At 66.9% G+C, this 19407-nt stretch carries 16 protein-coding genes; 5 read left to right on the forward strand and 11 right to left on the reverse strand.

The features are described 5' to 3' along the window. Window positions 1-166 precede the first annotated feature (166 nt). From D5301_RS02105 to D5301_RS02115, 3 genes are read left to right on the forward strand one after another with little or no spacing between them, the layout of a single operon-like run. The gene (locus D5301_RS02105) at window positions 167-1333 is read left to right on the forward strand and encodes an MdtA/MuxA family multidrug efflux RND transporter periplasmic adaptor subunit (RefSeq protein WP_012512239.1); all 1167 of its coding nucleotides are present in this window, start codon (window positions 167-169) and stop codon (window positions 1331-1333) included. Beyond that, window positions 1330-4407 carry a multidrug efflux RND transporter permease subunit gene (locus tag D5301_RS02110; protein ID WP_153854632.1) on the forward strand — a complete coding sequence of 1026 codons (3078 nt, stop codon included), beginning with the start codon at window positions 1330-1332 and terminating at the stop codon, window positions 4405-4407. The genes D5301_RS02105 and D5301_RS02110 overlap by 4 nt, the downstream gene beginning before the upstream one ends. Then, window positions 4404-7463 carry an efflux RND transporter permease subunit gene (locus D5301_RS02115; protein WP_324187245.1) on the forward strand — a complete coding sequence of 1020 codons (3060 nt, stop codon included), beginning with the start codon at window positions 4404-4406 and terminating at the stop codon, window positions 7461-7463. The genes D5301_RS02110 and D5301_RS02115 overlap by 4 nt, the downstream gene beginning before the upstream one ends. A gap of 43 nt (window positions 7464-7506) precedes the next feature. Here the strand turns inward: D5301_RS02115 and D5301_RS02120 are convergent, their stop codons facing one another. The 8 genes from D5301_RS02120 to D5301_RS02155 form a co-directional block, all read right to left on the reverse strand. Next, window positions 7507-7818, reverse strand: a complete 312-nt coding sequence (locus D5301_RS02120) for a DUF5076 domain-containing protein (RefSeq protein WP_080356512.1) — start codon at window positions 7816-7818, stop codon at window positions 7507-7509. Window positions 7819-8270: 452 nt separating this feature from the next. Then, window positions 8271-9344: a 3-deoxy-7-phosphoheptulonate synthase gene (locus D5301_RS02125; RefSeq protein WP_153854633.1), complete on the reverse strand. Its 1074-nt coding sequence runs from the start codon at window positions 9342-9344 to the stop codon at window positions 8271-8273. A 295-nt stretch (window positions 9345-9639) separates the two neighbouring features. Further along, window positions 9640-9897, reverse strand: coding sequence for a hypothetical protein (locus D5301_RS02130; protein WP_005414620.1), 258 nt, complete (start codon window positions 9895-9897; stop codon window positions 9640-9642). 112 nt (window positions 9898-10009) lie between these two features. Then, a complete protein-coding gene (locus D5301_RS02135; protein WP_153854634.1) occupies window positions 10010-10348 on the reverse strand; it encodes a DUF6616 family protein in 339 nt (112 codons plus the stop codon). Between the two features lie 54 nt (window positions 10349-10402). Next, a complete protein-coding gene (locus D5301_RS02140; RefSeq protein WP_153854635.1) occupies window positions 10403-11143 on the reverse strand; it encodes a DNA alkylation repair protein in 741 nt (246 codons plus the stop codon). Next, window positions 11140-11640 carry a MarR family transcriptional regulator gene (locus D5301_RS02145; protein WP_153854636.1) on the reverse strand — a complete coding sequence of 167 codons (501 nt, stop codon included), beginning with the start codon at window positions 11638-11640 and terminating at the stop codon, window positions 11140-11142. Before D5301_RS02145 ends, D5301_RS02140 begins: the two co-directional genes overlap by 4 nt. Before the next feature lie 72 nt (window positions 11641-11712). Continuing rightward, entirely contained in the window at window positions 11713-13011 is a 1299-nt protein-coding gene (locus D5301_RS02150; RefSeq protein ID WP_180854027.1) for an ATP-binding protein, read from the reverse strand. Between the two features lie 32 nt (window positions 13012-13043). Beyond that, entirely contained in the window at window positions 13044-13751 is a 708-nt protein-coding gene (locus D5301_RS02155) for a response regulator transcription factor (protein ID WP_097048632.1), read from the reverse strand. 106 nt (window positions 13752-13857) lie between these two features. Here D5301_RS02155 and D5301_RS02160 point away from each other — a divergent pair, with 106 nt between their 5' ends. Beyond that, complete coding sequence (locus D5301_RS02160; protein WP_153854637.1) at window positions 13858-14784, forward strand: pepsin/retropepsin-like aspartic protease family protein; 927 nt, start codon at window positions 13858-13860, stop codon at window positions 14782-14784. Between the two features lie 25 nt (window positions 14785-14809). On the opposite strand, the gene D5301_RS02165 is transcribed toward D5301_RS02160, so the two are convergent. Beyond that, window positions 14810-15838 carry an LLM class oxidoreductase gene (locus D5301_RS02165; RefSeq protein ID WP_153854638.1) on the reverse strand — a complete coding sequence of 343 codons (1029 nt, stop codon included), beginning with the start codon at window positions 15836-15838 and terminating at the stop codon, window positions 14810-14812. Between the two features lie 13 nt (window positions 15839-15851). Next, window positions 15852-16487 carry a glutathione S-transferase family protein gene (locus D5301_RS02170; RefSeq protein ID WP_153854639.1) on the reverse strand — a complete coding sequence of 212 codons (636 nt, stop codon included), beginning with the start codon at window positions 16485-16487 and terminating at the stop codon, window positions 15852-15854. A 246-nt stretch (window positions 16488-16733) separates the two neighbouring features. Between D5301_RS02170 and D5301_RS02175 the strand changes: the two genes are divergently transcribed. Next, window positions 16734-17657, forward strand: a complete 924-nt coding sequence (locus D5301_RS02175; RefSeq protein WP_153854640.1) for a LysR substrate-binding domain-containing protein — start codon at window positions 16734-16736, stop codon at window positions 17655-17657. An 88-nt stretch (window positions 17658-17745) separates the two neighbouring features. On the opposite strand, the gene groL is transcribed toward D5301_RS02175, so the two are convergent. Then, the gene (gene groL, locus D5301_RS02180) at window positions 17746-19395 is read right to left on the reverse strand and encodes a chaperonin GroEL (RefSeq protein ID WP_153854641.1); all 1650 of its coding nucleotides are present in this window, start codon (window positions 19393-19395) and stop codon (window positions 17746-17748) included. Between the last annotated feature and the right edge of the window lie 12 nt (window positions 19396-19407).

A 19407-nucleotide genomic window follows, 5' to 3' on the forward strand; every position in this document is an offset into this window, starting at 1 on the left:
TTGGCCGGGGTGATTGGCTACCATTGTCACCCCGTCGCTGCCGCGACGGCATCCAGCCACGCCGCGCCCGCGGCCCCGCCAGACAACTCCCTCCCCGCTGCCCGTGGTGCCGTGAACGCGCCGACGGGCCCGCATGTCCCTGCGCGCGCAGGGCGCAGGATGCCCCATGTCTGTCGCCGAAAATTCCCGCTTCCGTCGTGCCCGCCTGTTATGGGCGGTGCTGGCCATCGCCCTCGTCGCCGTTCTGGCGTGGTGGCTGTGGCCCCGGAATGGTGCCGGCAGCAGCGACGATGCGCCGGGCAAGACGGTGCCGGTACGCGTGGCACGCGCCAGCGCCGAGCCGCTGGTGCTGCGCCTGAAGGCGGTCGGTACGGTCACCCCGCTGCACAGCGTGGTGGTACGCAGCCGCGTGGATGGCGAACTGCTGCGGCTGCATTTCCAGGAAGGCCAGCAGGTGAAGGCCGGCGATCTGCTGGCGCAGATCGACCCGCGCCCGTATGAGGTGAAGCTGGCACAGGCGCAGGGTACCCAGCAGCAGAATCTGGCCGAGCTGGAAAACGCCGAGCGCCAGCTGCAGCGCTACCGCGAACTGCAGAAGCAGAACTACGTGTCCGGGCAGGAACTGAGCGACCAGCAGAGCAAGGTGCGCCAGCTGCAGGGCCGCCGCCTCAGCGATCAGGCGTCTGTTGATGAAGCGCGCCTGCAGCTGCAGTACACCCGCATCACCGCGCCGGTCAGTGGCCGCGTCGGGCTGCGCCGTTTGGACGTGGGCAACCTGGTGCGCGCCAGCGATGCCGAAGGCCTGGTGACGCTGGCGCAGACCGCGCCGATCAGCGTGCTGTTCACGGTGCCCGAACCCGAGCTGCCTGCGCTGCTCGATGCCGTGCAGGCGCAACCGGCACTGGCGGTGGAAACCTGGGACCGCGAAGAACGCCGGCAGCTGGCCCGCGGCTCGCTGTCCAGCGTCGACAACCGCATCGATACCACCACCGGCACGTTGAAACTGCGTGCGCACTTCGACAACCACGATCTGGCGCTGTTCCCCAACCAGTTCGTCAACGTCCGCCTGCAGCTGGGCGAGCAGCCCGCGCTGCTGATTCCCGATGCCGCCGTGCAGTTCGGCAGCCAGGGCAACTACGTGCATATCGTCGACAAGGACAGCAAGGCACAGCGCCGCACCGTGGTGCTCGGTCCAGCCGATGATGGACGCGTGGCCGTGCGCTCCGGGCTGGCCGCAGGGGACAAGGTGGTGATCGAAGGCATCGACGGGCTGGAAGACGGCACGGCGGTGGAGATCATCACCGAGGAGGCCGCGACCAAGGCCGGCGCATGAACCTCTCGCGCCCGTTCATCCTGCGCCCGGTCGCAACGACTCTCCTGATGGTGGCGCTGCTGCTGTCCGGCGTGCTGGCCTATCGCCTGCTGCCGGTGGCGGCGCTGCCGCAGGTCGATTACCCGATCATCCAGATCACCACGCTGTATCCGGGGGCCAGCCCCGAACTGACCACACGCACCATCACCGCACCGCTGGAGCGCCAGCTCGGCCAGATTCCCGGCCTGAAACAACTGTCGTCGACCAGTTCCGGTGGCGCCTCGGTCATTACCCTGCAGTTCGGGCTGGAGGTGTCGCTGGGTGTGGCCGAGCAGGACGTGCAGGCCGCCATCAACGCGGCGGGCAGCTTCCTGCCCGGGGACCTGCCGGTGCCGCCGGTGTACCGCAAGGTCAACCCGGCCGACACCCCCATCCTGACCTTGGCGGTGACCTCGCAAGGCCTGTCGCTGCCGCAGGTGCACGATCTGGTGGATACGCGCATCGCCCAGCGCCTGGCGCAGTTGCCCGGCGTCGGCCTGGTCAGCCTGGCCGGGGGCCAGCGCCCGGCGGTGCGCATCCAGGTCAATCCAGCGGCGCTGGCCGCCAACAACCTGGGCATGGACCACATCCGCACCGCCATCGCCGCCGCCAACGTCAACCTGCCCAAGGGCAGTTTCGATGGCCCGATCCGCGCGGTGATGCTCGATGCCAACGATCAGATGCGCAGCGTGGATGAGTACCGTGCCCTGGTACTGGCCTGGCGCGACGGCGCGCCGCTGCGGCTGGGCGATGTAGCCACCATTGCCGATGGCGCCGAGAACCGCCAGTTGGCTGCGTGGAGCGGTACCACGCCGGCAGTGCTGGTGAACATCCAGCGCCAGCCCGGCGCCAACGTGATCGCCGTGGTCGAGCAGGTGCGTACGCTGCTGCCGCAGCTGCAGGCCACGCTGCCCGCCGGCGTGCAGATGAATGTACTGAGCGACCGCACCGAATCGATCCGCGCGTCGGTGCGCGGCGTGCAGAAAGAACTGGTACTGGCCATCGGCCTGGTGGTGCTGGTCACCTGGGTGTTCCTGCGCAATCTGCCGGCCACGCTCATTCCCAGCGTCGCGGTGCCGCTGTCGCTCATCGGCACCTTCGCGGTGATGCTGCTGGCCGGCTATTCGCTCAACAACCTCACGCTGATGGCGCTGACCATCGCCACCGGCTTCGTGGTGGACGATGCCATCGTGATGCTGGAGAACATCGCCCGCCATCTGGAGGAAGGCGAAAGCCCCCGCGATGCAGCGCTGAAAGGCGCAGCCGAGATCGGCTTCACCCTGGTGTCGCTGACTGTTTCGCTGATCGCGGTGCTGATCCCGCTGCTGTTCATGGCCGACCTGGTGGGTGCACTGTTCCATGAGTTCGCAGTGACACTGGCTGTAGCCATCGGCATTTCGCTGGTGGTCTCGCTGACGCTGACGCCGATGCTGTGCGCGCGGTTCCTGAAGCCGCACGCGAAGACTGCACATGCGCCCGATGTCTTCGACCGCGTCATCGGCCTCTACGACCGCCAGCTGCGCTGGGTGCTGCAGCGCCAGCCGCTGATGCTGCTGGCCACCGTTGCCACCCTCGCACTGACCGTGGCGCTGTACTTCGCCGTGCCCAAGGGTTTCTTCCCGGTGCAGGATGCCGGCCTGGTGCAGGGCATCAGCGAAGCGCCGCAGGCGATCTCATTCCAGGCGATGCGCGAGCGCCAGCAGGCGCTGGCGGCGGCCATCGAAGCCGACGAGGCGGTGGCCAGCGTCTCGTCCTACATCGGCGTGGACGGCAACAATGCCACGCTCAATACCGGCCGCCTGCTGATCGAGCTGAAACCGCACGGCGACCGCGATGGCGCCGCCGTGGTGATGGCGCGCCTGCAACAGCGCGTGTCGAAGATCCCCGGCATCACCCTGTACCTGCAGCCGGTACAGGAGCTGGGCATCGAAGACCGCATCAGCCGCACCCAGTACCAGTTCACCCTGACCACGCCGGATCTTGAAACACTGGAACGCTGGACCCCGAAGCTGCTGCAGGCGCTACGCCAGCAACCTGCACTGCGCGATGTCGCCAGCGATCTGCAGATGCAGGGCCGGCAGGCGCGCGTGGCGATCGACCGCGATGCGGCGGCGCGCCTGGGCGTGAGCGTGGAAGCAGTAGCCGATGCGCTGTACGACGCCTATGGGCAGCGCCAGATTTCGACCATCTTCACCCAGGCCAGCCAGTACCGGGTGGTGCTGGAGGCCGATCCTTCACGACAGCCCGGGCCGGAGGCGATCACGGGCCTGCGTGTGCGCAGCAGCAGTGGGCAGACCGTGCCGCTGGGTGCGGTGGCACGCGTGGATCTGGGCCCGACCGCTCTGCTGCGCAACCATGTCGGCCAGTTCCCGGCGGCCACGCTGTCGTTCAACCTTGCCCCGGGCGCATCACTGGGCGAAGCGGTGGAGGCTGTGCACGCCGCGCGCGCACAGGTGAACCTGCCGCAGAGCATCGAACTTCGCCTGCAGGGTGCCGCAGCGGCCTTCAGCAGCTCGCTGTCGTCCACACTGTGGCTGATCCTGGCCGCGGTGGTGGTGATGTACATCGTGCTGGGCGTGCTCTACGAGAGCTTCATCCACCCCATCACCATCCTCTCCACCCTGCCCTCGGCCACCGTCGGTGCGTTGGCGGCACTGTGGGTAAGCGGACGCAGCCTGGACCTGATCGCGGTGATCGGCATCGTGCTGCTGATCGGCCTGGTGAAGAAGAACGCGATCATGATGATCGACTTCGCGCTGGACGCGCAGCGCACACGCGGCATGTCACCGCGCGAGGCGATCCATCAGGCCGCGCTGCTGCGCTTCCGGCCGATCCTGATGACCACGCTGGCCGCGCTGTTCGGCGCAATCCCGCTGATGCTGGCCAGTGGTTCCGGCGCAGAGCTGCGGCAGCCACTCGGCTGGGTGATGGTGGGGGGGCTGCTGGTCAGCCAGGTACTGACCCTGTTCACCACGCCGGTGATCTACCTGGCCTTTGATCGCCTGCAGCGTGGCCGTGCGACGTCCCCGGTGGCCGTTGACGAGGCGCGCGCGTGACCCCCAGCGCGCGCCTGGCGCAGGCCTGCGTGCAGCGCCCGGTAGCGACGATCCTGCTGGCGGTGGCGCTGGTGCTGGCCGGCCTGCTGGCATTGCGCCTGTTGCCGGTGGCGCCGCTGCCACAGGTCGATTACCCGGCCATTGAAGTCAGTGCCAGCCTGCCCGGCGCCTCGCCCGAGTCGATGGCAGCCACCGTCGCCACGCCGCTGGAGCGCGCACTGGGCAGCCTGCCCGGCATCTCACGCATCGACTCGGCCAGCACCCAGGGCCAGACCCAGATCGAACTGAAGTTCGTACTCGGCCGCGACATCGATGAGGCAGCGCGTGAAGTGCAGGCCGCCATCAATCTTGCACGCGGGCAGTTGCCCAGTGGCATGCCCGGCATGCCGCAGTACCGCAAGGTCAATCCCTCACAGGCACCGATCCTGGCGCTGGCACTGACCTCGGACACGCGTTCGCCAGGCCAGCTGTATGATCTGGCCTCCACCGTGCTGGCGCAGAAGCTGTCGCAGGTACCGGGCGTGGGCGAAGTGCAGGTGGGCGGCAGCGCCTTGCCCGCCGTGCGTGTATCGCTGGACCCGAATGCACTGAACCATGCAGGCCTGGCGCTGGAGGACGTGGCCCAGGCCATCGGCCGCGCCAACGCCATGCGCCCGCTGGGTGCCGTGGGCGATGACCGCCAGCAGTGGCAGCTGGAAGCGCCGCTGCAGCTGCGCCAGGCCGCGCAGTACCGCGAACTGGCATTGAAGGTCAGCGACGACCGCACGCTGCGGCTGGGCGATGTCGCCGCCGTTGCCGATGGCGTGGAAGACCGTTACGCCAGCGGCTTCCACAACGAACGCCCCGCCGTGCTGCTGATCGTCAGCCGCCAACCCGGCGCCAACATCATCGCCACCGTTGATGCCATCCAGGCGCAGCTACCGCAACTGCATGCGCTGTTGCCCTCCAGCGTGGACATGCGGCTGGTGATGGACCGCTCGCCGGTGATCCGCGCCACCCTGCATGAGGCAGAGCTCACCCTGGTGCTGGCGATCGTACTGGTGGTGCTGGTGGTGCTCGGCTTCCTCGGCCACTGGCGTGCAGCGCTGGTCCCCAGCGTGGCGATTCCGGTGGTGCTGTTCGGCACGCTGGCGCTGATCGCGCTGATGGGCTTCTCGCTCAATACGCTTTCATTGATGGCGCTGATCGTCGCCGCCGTGCTGGTGGTGGACGATGCCATCGTGGTGCTGGAGAACATCGCCCGCCATCGCGAACTGGGCGCCGACCGCTGGCAGGCGGCAGTACGGGGTGCATCGGAAGTCGGTGCCACGCTGCTGTCGATGAACGTTGCACTGGCCGTGGTGTTCGTCTCCATCCTGTTCCTGGACGACTTCGTCGAACGCCTGTTCCGCGAATTCTCGTTGACCCTGGTGGCGGCCATGACGGTCTCTGTGCTGGTCGCGCTGAGCCTGGTGCCGATGCTGTGTGCACGATTGTTCGTGGATGCCGCACAGCAACCCTCGCGTTGGCAGCGCGGCAGCAACGCACTGTTCGAGCGCCTGCGCGGCGCCTACCTGCGCACCCTGCAGGCGAGCATGCGCCGGTTGCGCTGGCCGTTGCTGGCGTTCGTGGCCGTGATCGCCCTCAACGCCTGGTTGTTCCAACAGGTGCCCAAGGGCATCGTGCCCAAGCAGGACACCGCGCAGCTGCGTGGCTTCGCGCGCGGTGATGACGGCCTGTCCTTCCAGGCCATGCAACCGAAGATCGATGCGTACAGGAAGCTGTTGCTGTCCGATCCGGCCATCGAGGACATCATCGGCTACATCGGTGGTAGCAACGGGGTCAACAACGCCTTCATCATGATCAAGATGAAGCCGCTGGCCGAGCGCAAGGTGTCCAGCCAACAGGTGATCGACCGCCTGCGCGCGCGGCTGCCCAAGCTGCCCGGCGGCAATCTCTATCTGTGGGTCGACCAGGACATCCGCCTGGAGGGCGCAGGCAGCAGTGGCAAGTACGAGTTCCAGCTGCTGTCGGCCGATACCGCGCCGCTGCGCGAATGGGCGCCGAAGGTGGCGGCCGCCCTGCGTGGCCTGCCCGAACTGGTTGACGTGGAAGCACAGGGTGAAGCGGGCATGCGCCAGGTGGTGCTGGATATCGACCGCGAAGCAGCCGCGCGCCACGGCGTGGACCTGCGCACCGTCGCCAACATGCTCAACAACTCCTTCAGCCAGCGTCAGGTCGCCACGCTGTACGACAGCCTCAACCAGTACCGCGTGGTGATGGAGCTGGACCCGAAGCACACCCAGGACCCGGGCACGCTGTCACGCCTGCAGGTGATCGATGGCAACGGCCAGCGCATTCCGCTGTCGAGCATCGCCAGCTGGCGCTATGGCATGGCACCGGACCGGGTGTACCACAGCGAGCAGTTCGCCTCGATCTGGATCGAGTTCGCGCTGGCACCGGGGATGGGCCTGGAACAGGCCACGCAGGCGATCGATGGTGCGATGTCGAAACTGATGCTGCCGCGTTCGGTCCAGGGAAAACTGTCCGGTGAAGCCGGCGGGCTGGATCAGCTGCGCGCGCGCCAGCTATGGCTGGTGCTGGGCGCCACGCTGGCGGTCTACCTGGTGCTGGGCATCCTCTACGAGAGCTTCCTGCAGCCGCTGGTGATCCTGTCCACCCTGCCCTCGGCCGGTGTCGGTGCGCTGCTGGCGCTGTGGCTGTTCGGCAACGAGCTGAACCTGATCGCCCTGCTCGGCCTGTTCCTGCTGGTGGGCGTGGTGATGAAGAACACCATCCTGCTGGTGGATTTCGCGCTGGCCGGCGAGCGGCGCGGGCTGAGCGCGCAGGATTCAGTGATGGAAGCCGCGCGGTTGCGCCTGCGGCCGATCCTGATGACCTCGCTGGCGGCGCTGCTGGGCACGCTGCCGCTGATGCTGGCCAACGGCGAAGGCTGGGAGCTGCGGCAACCGCTGGGCATTGCGATTGTCGGCGGCTTGCTGGTCAGCCAGTGGCTGACGCTGTACACGACCCCGGCGATGTATCTGGCGTTGGCGAGGATTCGGGCGAAGCAGTGAATGTGGGGCGGGGAATTCATCCACGCGTGGCGTGGATCTACCGTCAATGCCGCACGACGAACCCGCCGGACCGGCCGCTGGATGGCGCCTGCAGCTCCTCGTTGAAGGCTGCCTTGATGGCCTCGACCACCACGTCACGGTCCATGCCCTCACTGGTCACCAGCGCGTCGGCAACGTGCTGGGCAACGTCGGCAAGAATTCGCCCCCAGGCACGTTCTTCGCGGATGTCGGGGCGATCCTCGTACAGCCCCACTTTCAATGATGCATGCAGCCCGCGCTCAGCGATCCACACGCGAATCATCTCGACCGAAGATTCGTCGCGTTGGGCAGCTTCAGGGATGATCAGTTCTTTCATGGCGGCAGCCGCAAGGAGAAGTGATCGCATTGTGGCCCACATCCATGCATGGCGTGGATCTACTGCGGACCTTGAGTAGAGTCGAGCTTGCTCGACTGCCGTTGGTGCACGTTTTTCCGCAGTCGAGCAAGCTCGACTCTACGTGTCCAAGGCGGATCATCGCACTGTGCGGACTGGACCACTTGGCGTGCCGGGTGCGACCCGACGGGCCCGCGACAAATGTGGCCTCCAGCGGGTCGTAGCCGTCATTGCCGGGGACGGCGAATCGTCCACGCATGGCGTGGATCTACTGCCACCCCGGCGATGTACCTGGCGCTGTCGCTCATGCGCAGCGCCAGGCGCATCGCCGGTGCAGATGGGCCGGTCTCCAACTCCGACCGGCCCTGATCGCGGCCGCACCCCCGCAGGCGCTGGCCGCCATCCACACACGCGCCGCACTCAGGCGGCTTCCATCAAGCTGCTTCGGACACCTTCACGTTGCGACGGGCGCGCACGGCCGCAGCCAGTCGCTCCAGCACCGTCACGGTGGTGTCCCAGTCGATGCAGCCATCGGTGATGCTCTGCCCATAGACCAGCGGCTGGCCTTCCACCAGTTCCTGGCGGCCACCGACCAGATGGCTCTCGATCATCACGCCAACGATGCGCTGTTCGCCGTCTTCCAGCTGAACGGCGATGTCGTCGATCACCTTCGGCTGGTTCTCCGGGTTCTTCAGGCTGTTGGCATGGCTGGCGTCGATCATCAGACGCGTCGGCAGCTTGGCCTTGGCCAGCACCTGGCAGGCCTCGGCAACACTGCCTGCGTCGTAGTTCGGCTGCTTGCCGCCGCGCAGGATCACATGGCAATCCGGGTTGCCGGTGGTCGACACGATGGCGGTACCGCCCTGCTTGGTGACCGACAGGAAGTGATGAGGATTGGACGCCGCACCCACCGCGTCAGCGGCGATCTTCACGTTGCCATCGGTGCCGTTCTTGAAGCCGACCGGGCACGACAGCCCCGACGCCAGCTCGCGATGCACCTGGCTTTCGGTGGTGCGTGCGCCGATCGCGCCCCATGCCACCAGGTCGGCGATGTACTGCGGCGAGATCACGTCGAGGAACTCGACACCGGCCGGCAGGCCGAGCTTGTTGATGTCGCGCAGCAGGCCGCGGGCGATGCGCAGGCCCTTGTCGATCTTGAAGCTGCCGTCCAGGTCCGGGTCGTTGATCAGGCCCTTCCAGCCCACCGTGGTGCGCGGCTTCTCGAAGTACACGCGCATGACGATCTCCAGCTCACCGGCCAGCGCGTCACGCAGCGGCTTCAGGCGCTGGGCGTACTCGATGGCGGCCTTCGGGTCGTGGATCGAGCATGGGCCAACCACCACCGCCAGGCGGTCGTCACGGCCATGCAGGATCTGGTGCAGGGCCGCGCGCGAGGCGCTGACGGTGTCGGAGGCTTCATCGTCACAGGGCAGCATCGCCAGCAGCTGGGCAGGCGGTGTCAGCGGTTCGATGGTGCGGATACGCAGGTCGTCGGTGTGCGGGGGCATTGCGGGAGATCTCCGGAACGTTGGGGGTCCCCAGCGTGGCGGCATGAAAAAAGCCGCCAGGTTCGCTGGCGGCTTTCGGGAATGCGTCTGAAGCTTTCTTCAGGGTGAGCGCAGTCCTTCCTCCGCCAGTGGCTTCGGAAAGTAATACCAGTAAAAGCGGGTGGCGGCTGCGTTCATGGGATCTATTGATAGCACAGCTTTTGCGCAGTGCAAAATGTTTCATCCGCAACTGGGGACGCGGTTCAGCGAGGTGCGCGCCAGCCCTGCCTACGCGGCGGCAGCCACGCGAAGTTGCTCATTTACCATGCACTTCCACGTCCAGCAGCAGGCCCTCATGGATGTCGGCCCAGCGCTCCAGCACGCGGTCCAGCTCCTGCCTGGCTTCGTCCAGCTGCTCGGGGTTGAGCAGGGAACGCGCGGTGTAGAGGTCGGAAACCAACCGCCGCAGGGCCGATTCCGGGATGGCCACCGACGGCCCTTCCAGCCCCGGCAACTGCAACGCCGGACTGTCGCCAAGAGGGCCGAACAGCGTGACCTGGAGCGTGCTCTGCATGATCGACTTCCCTGCGGATGGACATGGGCAATGTCCTGTTTACCGTGTCTGGGTGACAGGCGCATGTGCCACTCATGCCGAGGACCGGGATCTGTCGGCGTCTGCCACGCCGCTACAACCCCGCCAGGTCGGCCAGGTGCTGGGCCATGCTGTCCGTCGCGCCTATCGCATGGGTAGTGGTGAAGTACGCATGCCAGCCGGTCGCGGCAATGCCGGCGACCAGCGCATCGACCTCCTCGCGGCTGGCGCAGCGCCAGACCGCATAGAACTGCTCATCGCTGCCGTGCGGTACGTCCGTGGCAATGCGGCCCATCGCCAGCGGCGTGATGCGGGCTGGATCGAACTGCTGCATGCCGGCTCCGATACGGGCGAAGAAGGCATTCCGCTGCTCGGGTGGGAGTGTGGTCCAGGCAGGTGTGGCGGTGTAGAGCTCGATGAAGGTATGGGACATGAGGTTCTTCCTTGAGGTTTACGAGGTTGCGGGGTTGCCGGCCAGCGGCCGGCACTACCGGAACGAGCGCAGTGCGCGTTTGCGGATGTAGGTGTTGGCGTCGCTGTGGCGCTCGTGCTGCCAACGCGTGCACAGCTCGCGCAGCCACTGCGGCCGAGTCTTGCCGGCGTCATTGAGCCAGTTGCCGACTGAGTCCTGCACGTAGCGTTCCGGGTCGTCAGCCAGTGCTTCCAGCAGCGCGGAAGCATGCTCCGGGTGCTGCTTGAACAGCGCGATATGCGTGGCCCAGACACCGCGCGGACGCAGTGCTTCACAGGCGAAGCGACGCAAGTACGGCGACGCTTCCAGCGTCCACGGTTGCAGGTACTCAAGCGCCTGCATCGGCGCGGCAACGATGTCCGTGCGTAGCGCCAGCCACGCCCATTCGCGCACACCGAAGTGTGGGTCATCGGCCAGCGTGCGCATCTGCTGCAGCTTCTCTGCCAACGTTGCGCGGGCATCACTGCCGATCAGGTAGCAGGCCCAGCCGCGCACGGTATCGGAGCGGTGATGCTGCCAGAGCAGAGGCGCGCCCTGCCCCGCCTCACGCAGCAGTTGCGCGGCCAAGGCCATGCGCAGCGTGATGCCCTTGCCTGAGGCATCCCGCATGCGCTGCAGCGCTTCCGGCGCAAGCGCAGGCGCCACCACCTGCAGCAGTGCGGCGAAATCCACTGCCAGGCATTCGCCCAGATGGGTGGCGGGGACGTTGCCGGTGTTGAGTTCATGCAGCCGTTCCGCCGCAATCGCCGGGCTCATGCTGCGGGCTCTCGTCCAGCAGCGGTGTGCTGCCAGACCTTGTGCAGCAACCGCGACAGCTGCTGCTGTTCATCGGTGTCCAGACCATTGAACAGGCCACCGATCCACTGCGTGTGCTGATCGAACAGCGTCTCGGCCAAGCGTTTTCCCTGTGCGGTCAACACGATCTGGAGACGACGGCCATCTTCGGGGTCGCTGCGCCGCTGCAGCTGGCCTTCGCGCTGCAGGCCATCGAGGAGGCCGCTGATGGTGGCGCGGGTGACGCCAGCGCGCTCGGCAAGCTCATGGGGCGGCAGCGTGCCACCGGCGCCGTGCAGCAGGAACAGCACGATGAAGCGCCCTTCGCTGAGCCCATGTGGCGCCAGCCGGGTGGCGCAATCGTGGTCGATGGACGACGACAACGACAGCAGCTGGAAGCACAGGCGCAGCTGCGCGACATTGGCATGGCCGCGTCGCAGCGCCTCTTCCAGCAGGGCATTGTGCTTGGCTTCGATCATCATCCATACCGATATGATTAGGCGCCTAATCATAAATCGAAAGGGCGGGGCCGCGTCAATCCGTACGTGCTGTCAGGGAGCCGTCCCCAGCAGCAGGCGGGCGATCAATCCACCGCCATCACGTTGCAGCAGCTGCAGTTCGCCTGCATGCCGCCGTGCCACGTTGGCCGCCACTGCCAGCCCAAGTCCCGCTCCGCCGGTGGCGCGACTGCGCGAACTCTCGCTGCGCTGGAACGGTTGCAGCAGGCGTACACGGTCGCCCTCGGCGATGCCCGGTCCGCGGTCCATCACATCCAGCTGCGCCCTGCGCCCCACCACCGCGACCCGCAGTTCCACTGCGCCGGCATAGCGAGCGGCGTTGTCGATGAGGTTGTCGATCGCCCGCCGCAGCAGGAGCGCATCGCCCTGCCAAGGCAGCACGTCCGGTCCCTCGGCGGAGATTTCGATGCCGCGCAGGAGAGCACTCTGCACGCACTCTTCCAGCAACGCCGCCAGGTCAAGCCGCCGCAACTCCAGCGGTTGCAGTTCGCCGCGTGCGTAGTCGAGCACCTGCTCGATCATCGTATCCATGCGTTCGATGTCGGCCACCATCCGTGCGGCCTGTGCCGGTGGTGCGAACTCCGCACGCAGGCGCAGGCCGGTCAGCGGCGTGCGCAGGTCGTGCGCTACAGCAGCCAGCATGCGGGTCATGTCCTGTGCCTGTTCGCGCAGCCGCCCACGACCCGCGCTGATCGCCGCAGCCAGCACCTGCACTTCGCGCGGGCCGTCATCCGGCAAGGGTGTGTCGGCCTGCAGATCCACACGTGCACTGGCTTCGGCCAAGCGTCGCAACGGGCGCCCCAAGCGGATTGACGCCCATGCTGCCAACGGCGCCAGCAGTACGGCACCGCCCAGCAGGGCAAGCACCACCTGGCGGCGCCAGGCCGCCAGATCGCTGTGATCGCTGCCCACCACCCGCCAACGGCCATCGGCCTGGCGCACGCCCAGTTCGAACGGCGGCCATTGCATGGCGGTCAGCACTGCTGACTGCGCCTTCAGTACGCCGGCCCGCGCCGTGGCATCCAGCACCGCGCCACCTTCGATGATCTGCACATCGGGCGCCTTGCCTTGTCCACTCCATACCAGCCGAACATCCTCCACCGGCGAGCCCAGCTGCAGCGCCGCCAGCTGCGTAAGCCAGTCGCTGGCGCTGCCTTGCGGCGGCGCTGCCTGCGTCGCCAGATGCAGGCCCAGCGACGCCGGCGCCTGTTCCCCCCGCAGCACCTGCGTGGCCTGGTCCAACCGCATCGGCGGCGGCGCGGGGCGTGGCATCCAGCCCACCACCGCGACGCTGACCAGGGTGGCCAGCAACAGGCTGGCCAGGGCCAGCACCGCGATCCAGCGCGCAGTGGACCAGCGCGTATTCACAGCACCTGGACCTCGGTACCGAAGCGATAGCCTTCCCCGCGCAGTGTCTGCACCAGGGTTTCAGCGCCGGGCACAGCGTGTCCCAGCTTGCGGCGCAACCGGCTGATCGCCAGATCGATGGCACGATCGACGCTGTCGCTGGGTTCGCCGTGCATCAGCTGCAGCAACTGCTCGCGGCCGAGCACCCGCCCGGGGCGCTCGGCCAGCACCAGCAGCAGGGAGAATTCACCACGGCTCAAGGCCAGCTCAGCGCCATCCGGCGTGATCAGGCGGCGCTGCCCAGGAAGCAACCGCCATCCAGAAAAGCGCAGCTCGTTGGCCACCTGCTCACGCAGCTTGTGCTGGCGGCGCAACAGCGCCCGCACCCGTGCCAGCAGCTCACGCGGATCAAACGGTTTGGCCAGGTAGTCGTCTGCCCCCATCTCCAGACCGATCACCCGGTCCGGCGCGCTGCCCATCGCCGACAGCATCAGGATCGGGATCGCCCGCGCCTGCAGCCGGCGGCAGACCGACAGGCCATCCTCGCCGGGCATCATCCAGTCGAGGATGATCACGTCCGGGCGCTCGGCCTGCAGCAGCACATCCAACGCCGCCGCACCGCCCGCCACCCGCACATCGTAGCCATGCAGCTGCAGGCAGTCGGCGATGGCATCACGGATGCTGGCGTCGTCATCGACAACGATGACCCGGGCGGGAGCGTTCATGGGGTCAGTATCGGGCCGTTGTGTATCAGGACGGTATCAGCGCCGATATTCCCGCGATACGCCAGCGCGCGCCAATGGTCGTCATCGATCACAACGGAGATGCCCCTTGCGCCTCACCCTGCTTCCCCTGCTTGCCCTCCCGCTGCCTGCGCTGGCAGGCGATGCCCCCGAACACGTGCTGCCGATGTGGATGCAGGGCGGGCATCCGGCCGTGGCCGTCTCGCTGGACGGGCGTGCGGAGCCGTTGCGCTTCGTGGTCGACAGTGCAGCCGGTGCGACCCTGGTGGATGACCGCGTGACCCGGCGCTATGGTCTGGAGGACGCCGATGCAGCGGTGTCGCATGCGCAGGGTGCCAGTGCGAAGACGGCCCAGCTGCGACGGATGCGTACCACGTCCTGGCGGCTGGGCAGCTGGCAGCTGCAGGCCAGTGGCGTTCAGGCCGATCTGTCCTCGTTGGCGAAGGATGATGAGGCGGTCATTGATGGCCTGGTTGGCAATGACCTGACCGGACGCTGGGATACCCGCTGGGACTTCGGCCGCCAAGAGCTCGCGCTGTGGACCCCGGGCCGGCTCGCGCTGGATGGAAACGGGTGCCAGGCCAACGCGCTGCCGGATCGCAAGGCTGGATTGCGCCACTTCGGTTTCATCACGGTGGCACTGGGTGATGCCGGTGTGGAAGCCATCGCCGTAATCGATACCGGCGCGGCGCAGACCGTGCTCAATGCCGAAGCCGCACGCGCATTGGGCGTGCATACCGACGGCAGCGACCAGCGCGTGCGTGTTCGCGGGAAAGGCACTGAAGGCCTGGGTGGCGGAAGCCAGGCCACCTGGCTGTACACCCTGCCCAGCATGGCCAGCGCTGGCTGGCGACATCCCCCGATGGAAGTACGGATCAGCGAGCTGCCGGTATTCAAGGCCATTGGCCTGGAGGCACGGCCGGCGCTGATCCTCGGTGCCGACGCAATGCGCGGCGGCCAGGTGGACATCGGTGCCGCCGCCGCAAGGATCTGCCTGCGTCGGCCGGCCAACTGAGCAGCGGCCGGCGCCTGCGAACGTGCTACCAGTCCATCACCTGCGGCGCCGGCCCCGGGTGCGACGGGAACAAGGGCAGCACTTCTTCAGCCATCTCCTGCAGCACCTCGCCGGCAGGCCGCTCGGCGAACTGGATGCCCAGCGCGGCATGGTTGACGCCGGCCCGCTGCCAGGCCTGCAGCAGATCGATCAGGCCCTTGCGGCCGGTGCGCAGGGTGAAGCCACCCCGCAGCGGCATGCGTGGATGATCCGGATCGTCCACCAGGTCGATCCATTCGTTGGTCATGTGCGGACGGAAGCCGCCATCCGGAATCAGCGCGCGCCAGGCGCCGATCTTCGCGGCCAGCCGCTGCGGACCGGCGTTGTCATGGGTGGCCTCTGGATAGGTCAGCCACCCATCGGCATGCTGGCCGATCCACTCCAGTGGCTGACGTGCGCCACCGGTGACAACCAGCGGAACGCGGCCACTGACCGTGGGCGGCAGCAACTGCACGCCCTGCTCGGCACCGGCATGTGTCATCCGCCCATCCGTGCCCGGCTGCAGCCAACGGCGCATCTCGTTCATTGCGGTGGCGAAACGCTCTCCGCGCGCCGCGTGCTCCAGTCCATAGGCCGGGAACTCCAGCGGTCGATCACCGGACGCCACACCCATCACCAGCCGCCCACCGGACAGCTGATCGAGCGACGCCGCGGCCTTGGCCAGATCGATCGGATGGCGCAGTGGCAGCACCACGCTGCCGGTGGCCAGGGCCACGCGCTGCGTGCGCGCTGCCAGCCACGCAAGGTAGGTGAATGGATCGAACAGCTGGCCTGCATCACCGAACAGCGGATCGAACAGCGGCACGTCGCGCACCCATACCGCGGCAAAGTCGTGGCGGTCGATCTCCTCCACCAGCCGCGCCTGGCCCTGCAGCACGGCCATGTCGCCCTGGTAGAAGCGCAGCGGCAGGTAGATGCCCAGGGTCAGCGCGTCGGCGCGGAACATGCGCTGGTAGCCCGGGTGCGCGGCAAAGACCGGCGCCGACGCGCCCGGCATCGCAATGGAATCATTCATCAGCATGGCCTCCTTACGGACCGGTGGCCGGCTCGGGCAGCTGCACGCCGCGCTGTACCGCAGGGCGTGCTGCAACCCGCGCGTACCACGCATCCAGATGGCGATGCCGCGAGAAATCGATGTCGATGATGCGGGCGATGTGCAGCCAGCCGAAGTGGGCGATGTCGGCAATCGAGTAGTGATCGCCAGCCAACCACTCGCGTCCCTGCAGACGCTGGTCGAGTACCGCGAACAGGTCGTCGCTCAGGCGGCGGTAGCGTTCGATTGCCGCGGAATCGGGCTGTTGTGCAAAGTGCTCGAAGTGCACGCGCTGGCCGAGGATCGGGCCGACGCTGGCGGCATGGAACATCAGCCAGGTCAGCGTCTCCCAGCGCGCAGCCGGTTCGGAAGGCAGCAACGCATTGCCCTGTTCGGCCAGGTACATCAGGATCGCCGCCGATTCGAAGACAACGAGGCCGCGCGCGCGATCTTCCAGCACCGGAATGCGGCCATGCGGGTTGAGCCGCAGGAAGTCGGGATGGCGATGTTCACCATCGGCGATGTGGACGTGGTGAAGGTGATAGGGAAGACCCAGTTCTTCCAGTGCGATGGTGGCCTTGAAGCCATTGGGAGAACTGTCGGAGTACAGGTGCAGCGAAGGTTCGTTCATGGGAATCCTGGACGGCAGGGAGCGACGGCATGCATCGGCCGTTGAAGGTGGCCGGGCGATGCGGGAACGGGCGCTGCAGCAGCCGTGCAGGCAGTCTAGGAAAGGCCTGCGTCGCGGGGAAACGATGTCTCCTGCACGGGGAGTTGAGCGGGGCTCAACGTGCGCGACGCGCGCGCGACAGCCTGCAGTGCGGTCGATATGCTGTCGCAGCGCGGCGCGTGCCGACGCGGTTACAGGAGAGTTGAGATGGGTGCGGTGCTGCCGCTGCTGGGCCTGCGGGCCTTCGTTGAAACCGGCCGACATGGCAGCCTGACCACCGCCGCCGATGCGATGGGGGTGACACCTGGTGCAATCAGCCAGCAGCTTCGACAGCTGCAGGAGCGGCTGGGCGTGAGCCTGTTCGACCGCACCCGGCATGGCGTGGTGCTCAGTGCAGCCGGCGCGCGTGTGTATCCGGAGCTGCTGCAGGCCTTCGATCAGATCGCACAGAGCCTGCAGACACTCGAACGCTGGGAAACACGGTGCACGCTACGCATCAGCGCGGCACCGAGCTTCGCCGCACAGTGGTTGGCGCCGCGACTGGGCGGGTTCAGTGCGTTGCATCCGCAGGTGGACGTGCAGCTGGACTCGAGCGCGGCGTTGGTCGACCTGCGCCGCGAGGGGGTGGACATCGCGATCCGTCATGGACTGGGCCGCTACCCTGGCCTGCATGCCGAGCACCTGATGGCACCGGTACTGCTGCCGGTGGCCAGCCCTGCGCTGCTGGCCAGCGCGCCTGCCGTGGGTACAGTGCAGGATTGCCTGCAGCTGCCGCTGCTGCAGGACGCCGACCGCAGCGACTGGCGGCTGTGGTTCCAGGCACTGGATCTGCCCGTCGATGAACGACTGGAGCGCGGCCCTGCGTTCGATGACGACCTGTTGCTGATCCGCGCGGCGGTGGCCGGGCAAGGCATCGCCCTGGTGCGCGACATCCACGCGGCCGAAGAACTCGCCAATGGCCGGCTGCAGGTGGTGATCGACCAGCCCTGGCCACAGGCCTTCGCCTACTACGCGGTGACGCGTGCGGACGGCGAGGCCAACGCGGCGATACCTGCTTTCATGACCTGGTTGCATGCAGCACTGATGACGCCGCAGGCAGCAGGCACACACACCCTGCAGGACGCAGGATGAGCCGCTCGGAAAGCGATGCCATTGCAGCCGGCCACAAAAAAACCCCGCCTTGCAGCGGGGTTTTTCATTGCGGGGCGAATGCGGGGACTTAGAAGTCCATGCCGCCCATGCCACCCATGCCGCCCATGCCACCGGCGCCACCCATGGCCGGCTCGTCCTTCTTCGGAGCTTCGGCAACCATGGCTTCGGTGGTGATCATCAGGCCAGCGATCGAAGCTGCGTTCTGCAGCGCCGAACGGGTCACCTTGGTCGGGTCCAGGATGCCGAACTGCAGCATGTCGCCGAACTCGCCGGTGGCGGCGTTGTAGCCGAAGCTGCCGGTGCCTTCCTTGACCTTGTTGATGATGACCGACGGTTCTTCACCGGCGTTGGCCACGATTTCGCGCAGCGGGGCTTCCATCGCGCGCAGGGCGATCTGGACGCCGTGGTTCTGGTCTTCGTTGGCACCCTTCAGGCCGGCCAGTGCGGTGACCGCACGGACCAGGGCCACGCCGCCGCCCGGGACCACGCCTTCTTCAACGGCTGCACGGGTAGCGTGCAGGGCGTCGTCGACGCGATCCTTCTTTTCCTTCATTTCGATTTCGGTCGAAGCACCGACCTTGATCACGGCAACGCCACCGGCCAGCTTGGCCACGCGTTCCTGCAGCTTCTCGCGGTCGTAATCCGAGGAGGTGTCCTGGATCTGGGTCTTGATCTGGCCGACGCGTGCGTCGACGGCAGCCTTGTCACCCACGCCATCGATGATGGTGGTGTTCTCCTTGGAGACCTGCACCTTCTTGGCGCGGCCCAGGTCCTTGATGGTGGCCTTTTCCAGCGACAGGCCCACTTCTTCGGAGATCACGGTGCCGCCGGTCAGCACGGCCATGTCTTCCAGCATCGCCTTGCGACGGTCGCCGAAGCCCGGAGCCTTGACGGCCACGACCTTGACGATGCCACGGATGGTGTTGACCACCAGGGTCGCCAGCGCTTCGCCTTCGACTTCTTCGGCAACGATCAGCAGCGGCTTGCCGGCCTTGGCGACGCCTTCCAGCACCGGCAGCAGGTCACGGACGTTGGAGATCTTCTTGTCGTGCAGCAGGATGAACGGGTCATCCAGGTCAGCGGTCTGCGACTGCTGGTTGTTGATGAAGTACGGGGACAGGTAGCCACGATCGAACTGCATGCCCTTGACCACGTCCAGCTCGTTGTCCAGGCCCGAGCCTTCTTCAACGGTGATCACGCCTTCCTTGCCGACTTCCTTCATCGCGTCAGCGATGATCTGGCCGATCGACTCGTCCGAGTTGGCCGAGATGGTACCGACCTGGGCAATCGCCTTGTCGTCGGCGGTCGGCTTGGAGATGGTCTTCAGCTCGGCAACGGCGGCCACGACGGCCTTGTCGATACCACGCTTGAGGTCCATCGGGTTCATGCCGGCGGCAACAGCCTTGGCGCCTTCGCGGATCAGGGCCTGGGCCAGCACGGTGGCGGTGGTGGTGCCGTCGCCAGCGTCGTCGTTGGTGCGGGAAGCAACTTCCTTCACCATCTGCGCACCCATGTTCTCGAACTTGTCAGCCAGTTCGATTTCCTTGGCGACGGAGACGCCGTCCTTGGTGATGGTCGGCGCGCCGAAGCTCTTTTCCAGCACGACGTTGCGGCCCTTCGGGCCCAGGGTGGCCTTGACGGCATTGGCGAGAACGTTGACGCCGCGCACCATGCGCGAACGGGCGTCTTCACCGAAACGAATATCCTTGGCAGCCATTGCAATTACCTC

The organism is Stenotrophomonas sp. MH181796, assembly GCF_009659995.1.
Classification (GTDB): domain Bacteria; phylum Pseudomonadota; class Gammaproteobacteria; order Xanthomonadales; family Xanthomonadaceae; genus Stenotrophomonas; species Stenotrophomonas riyadhensis.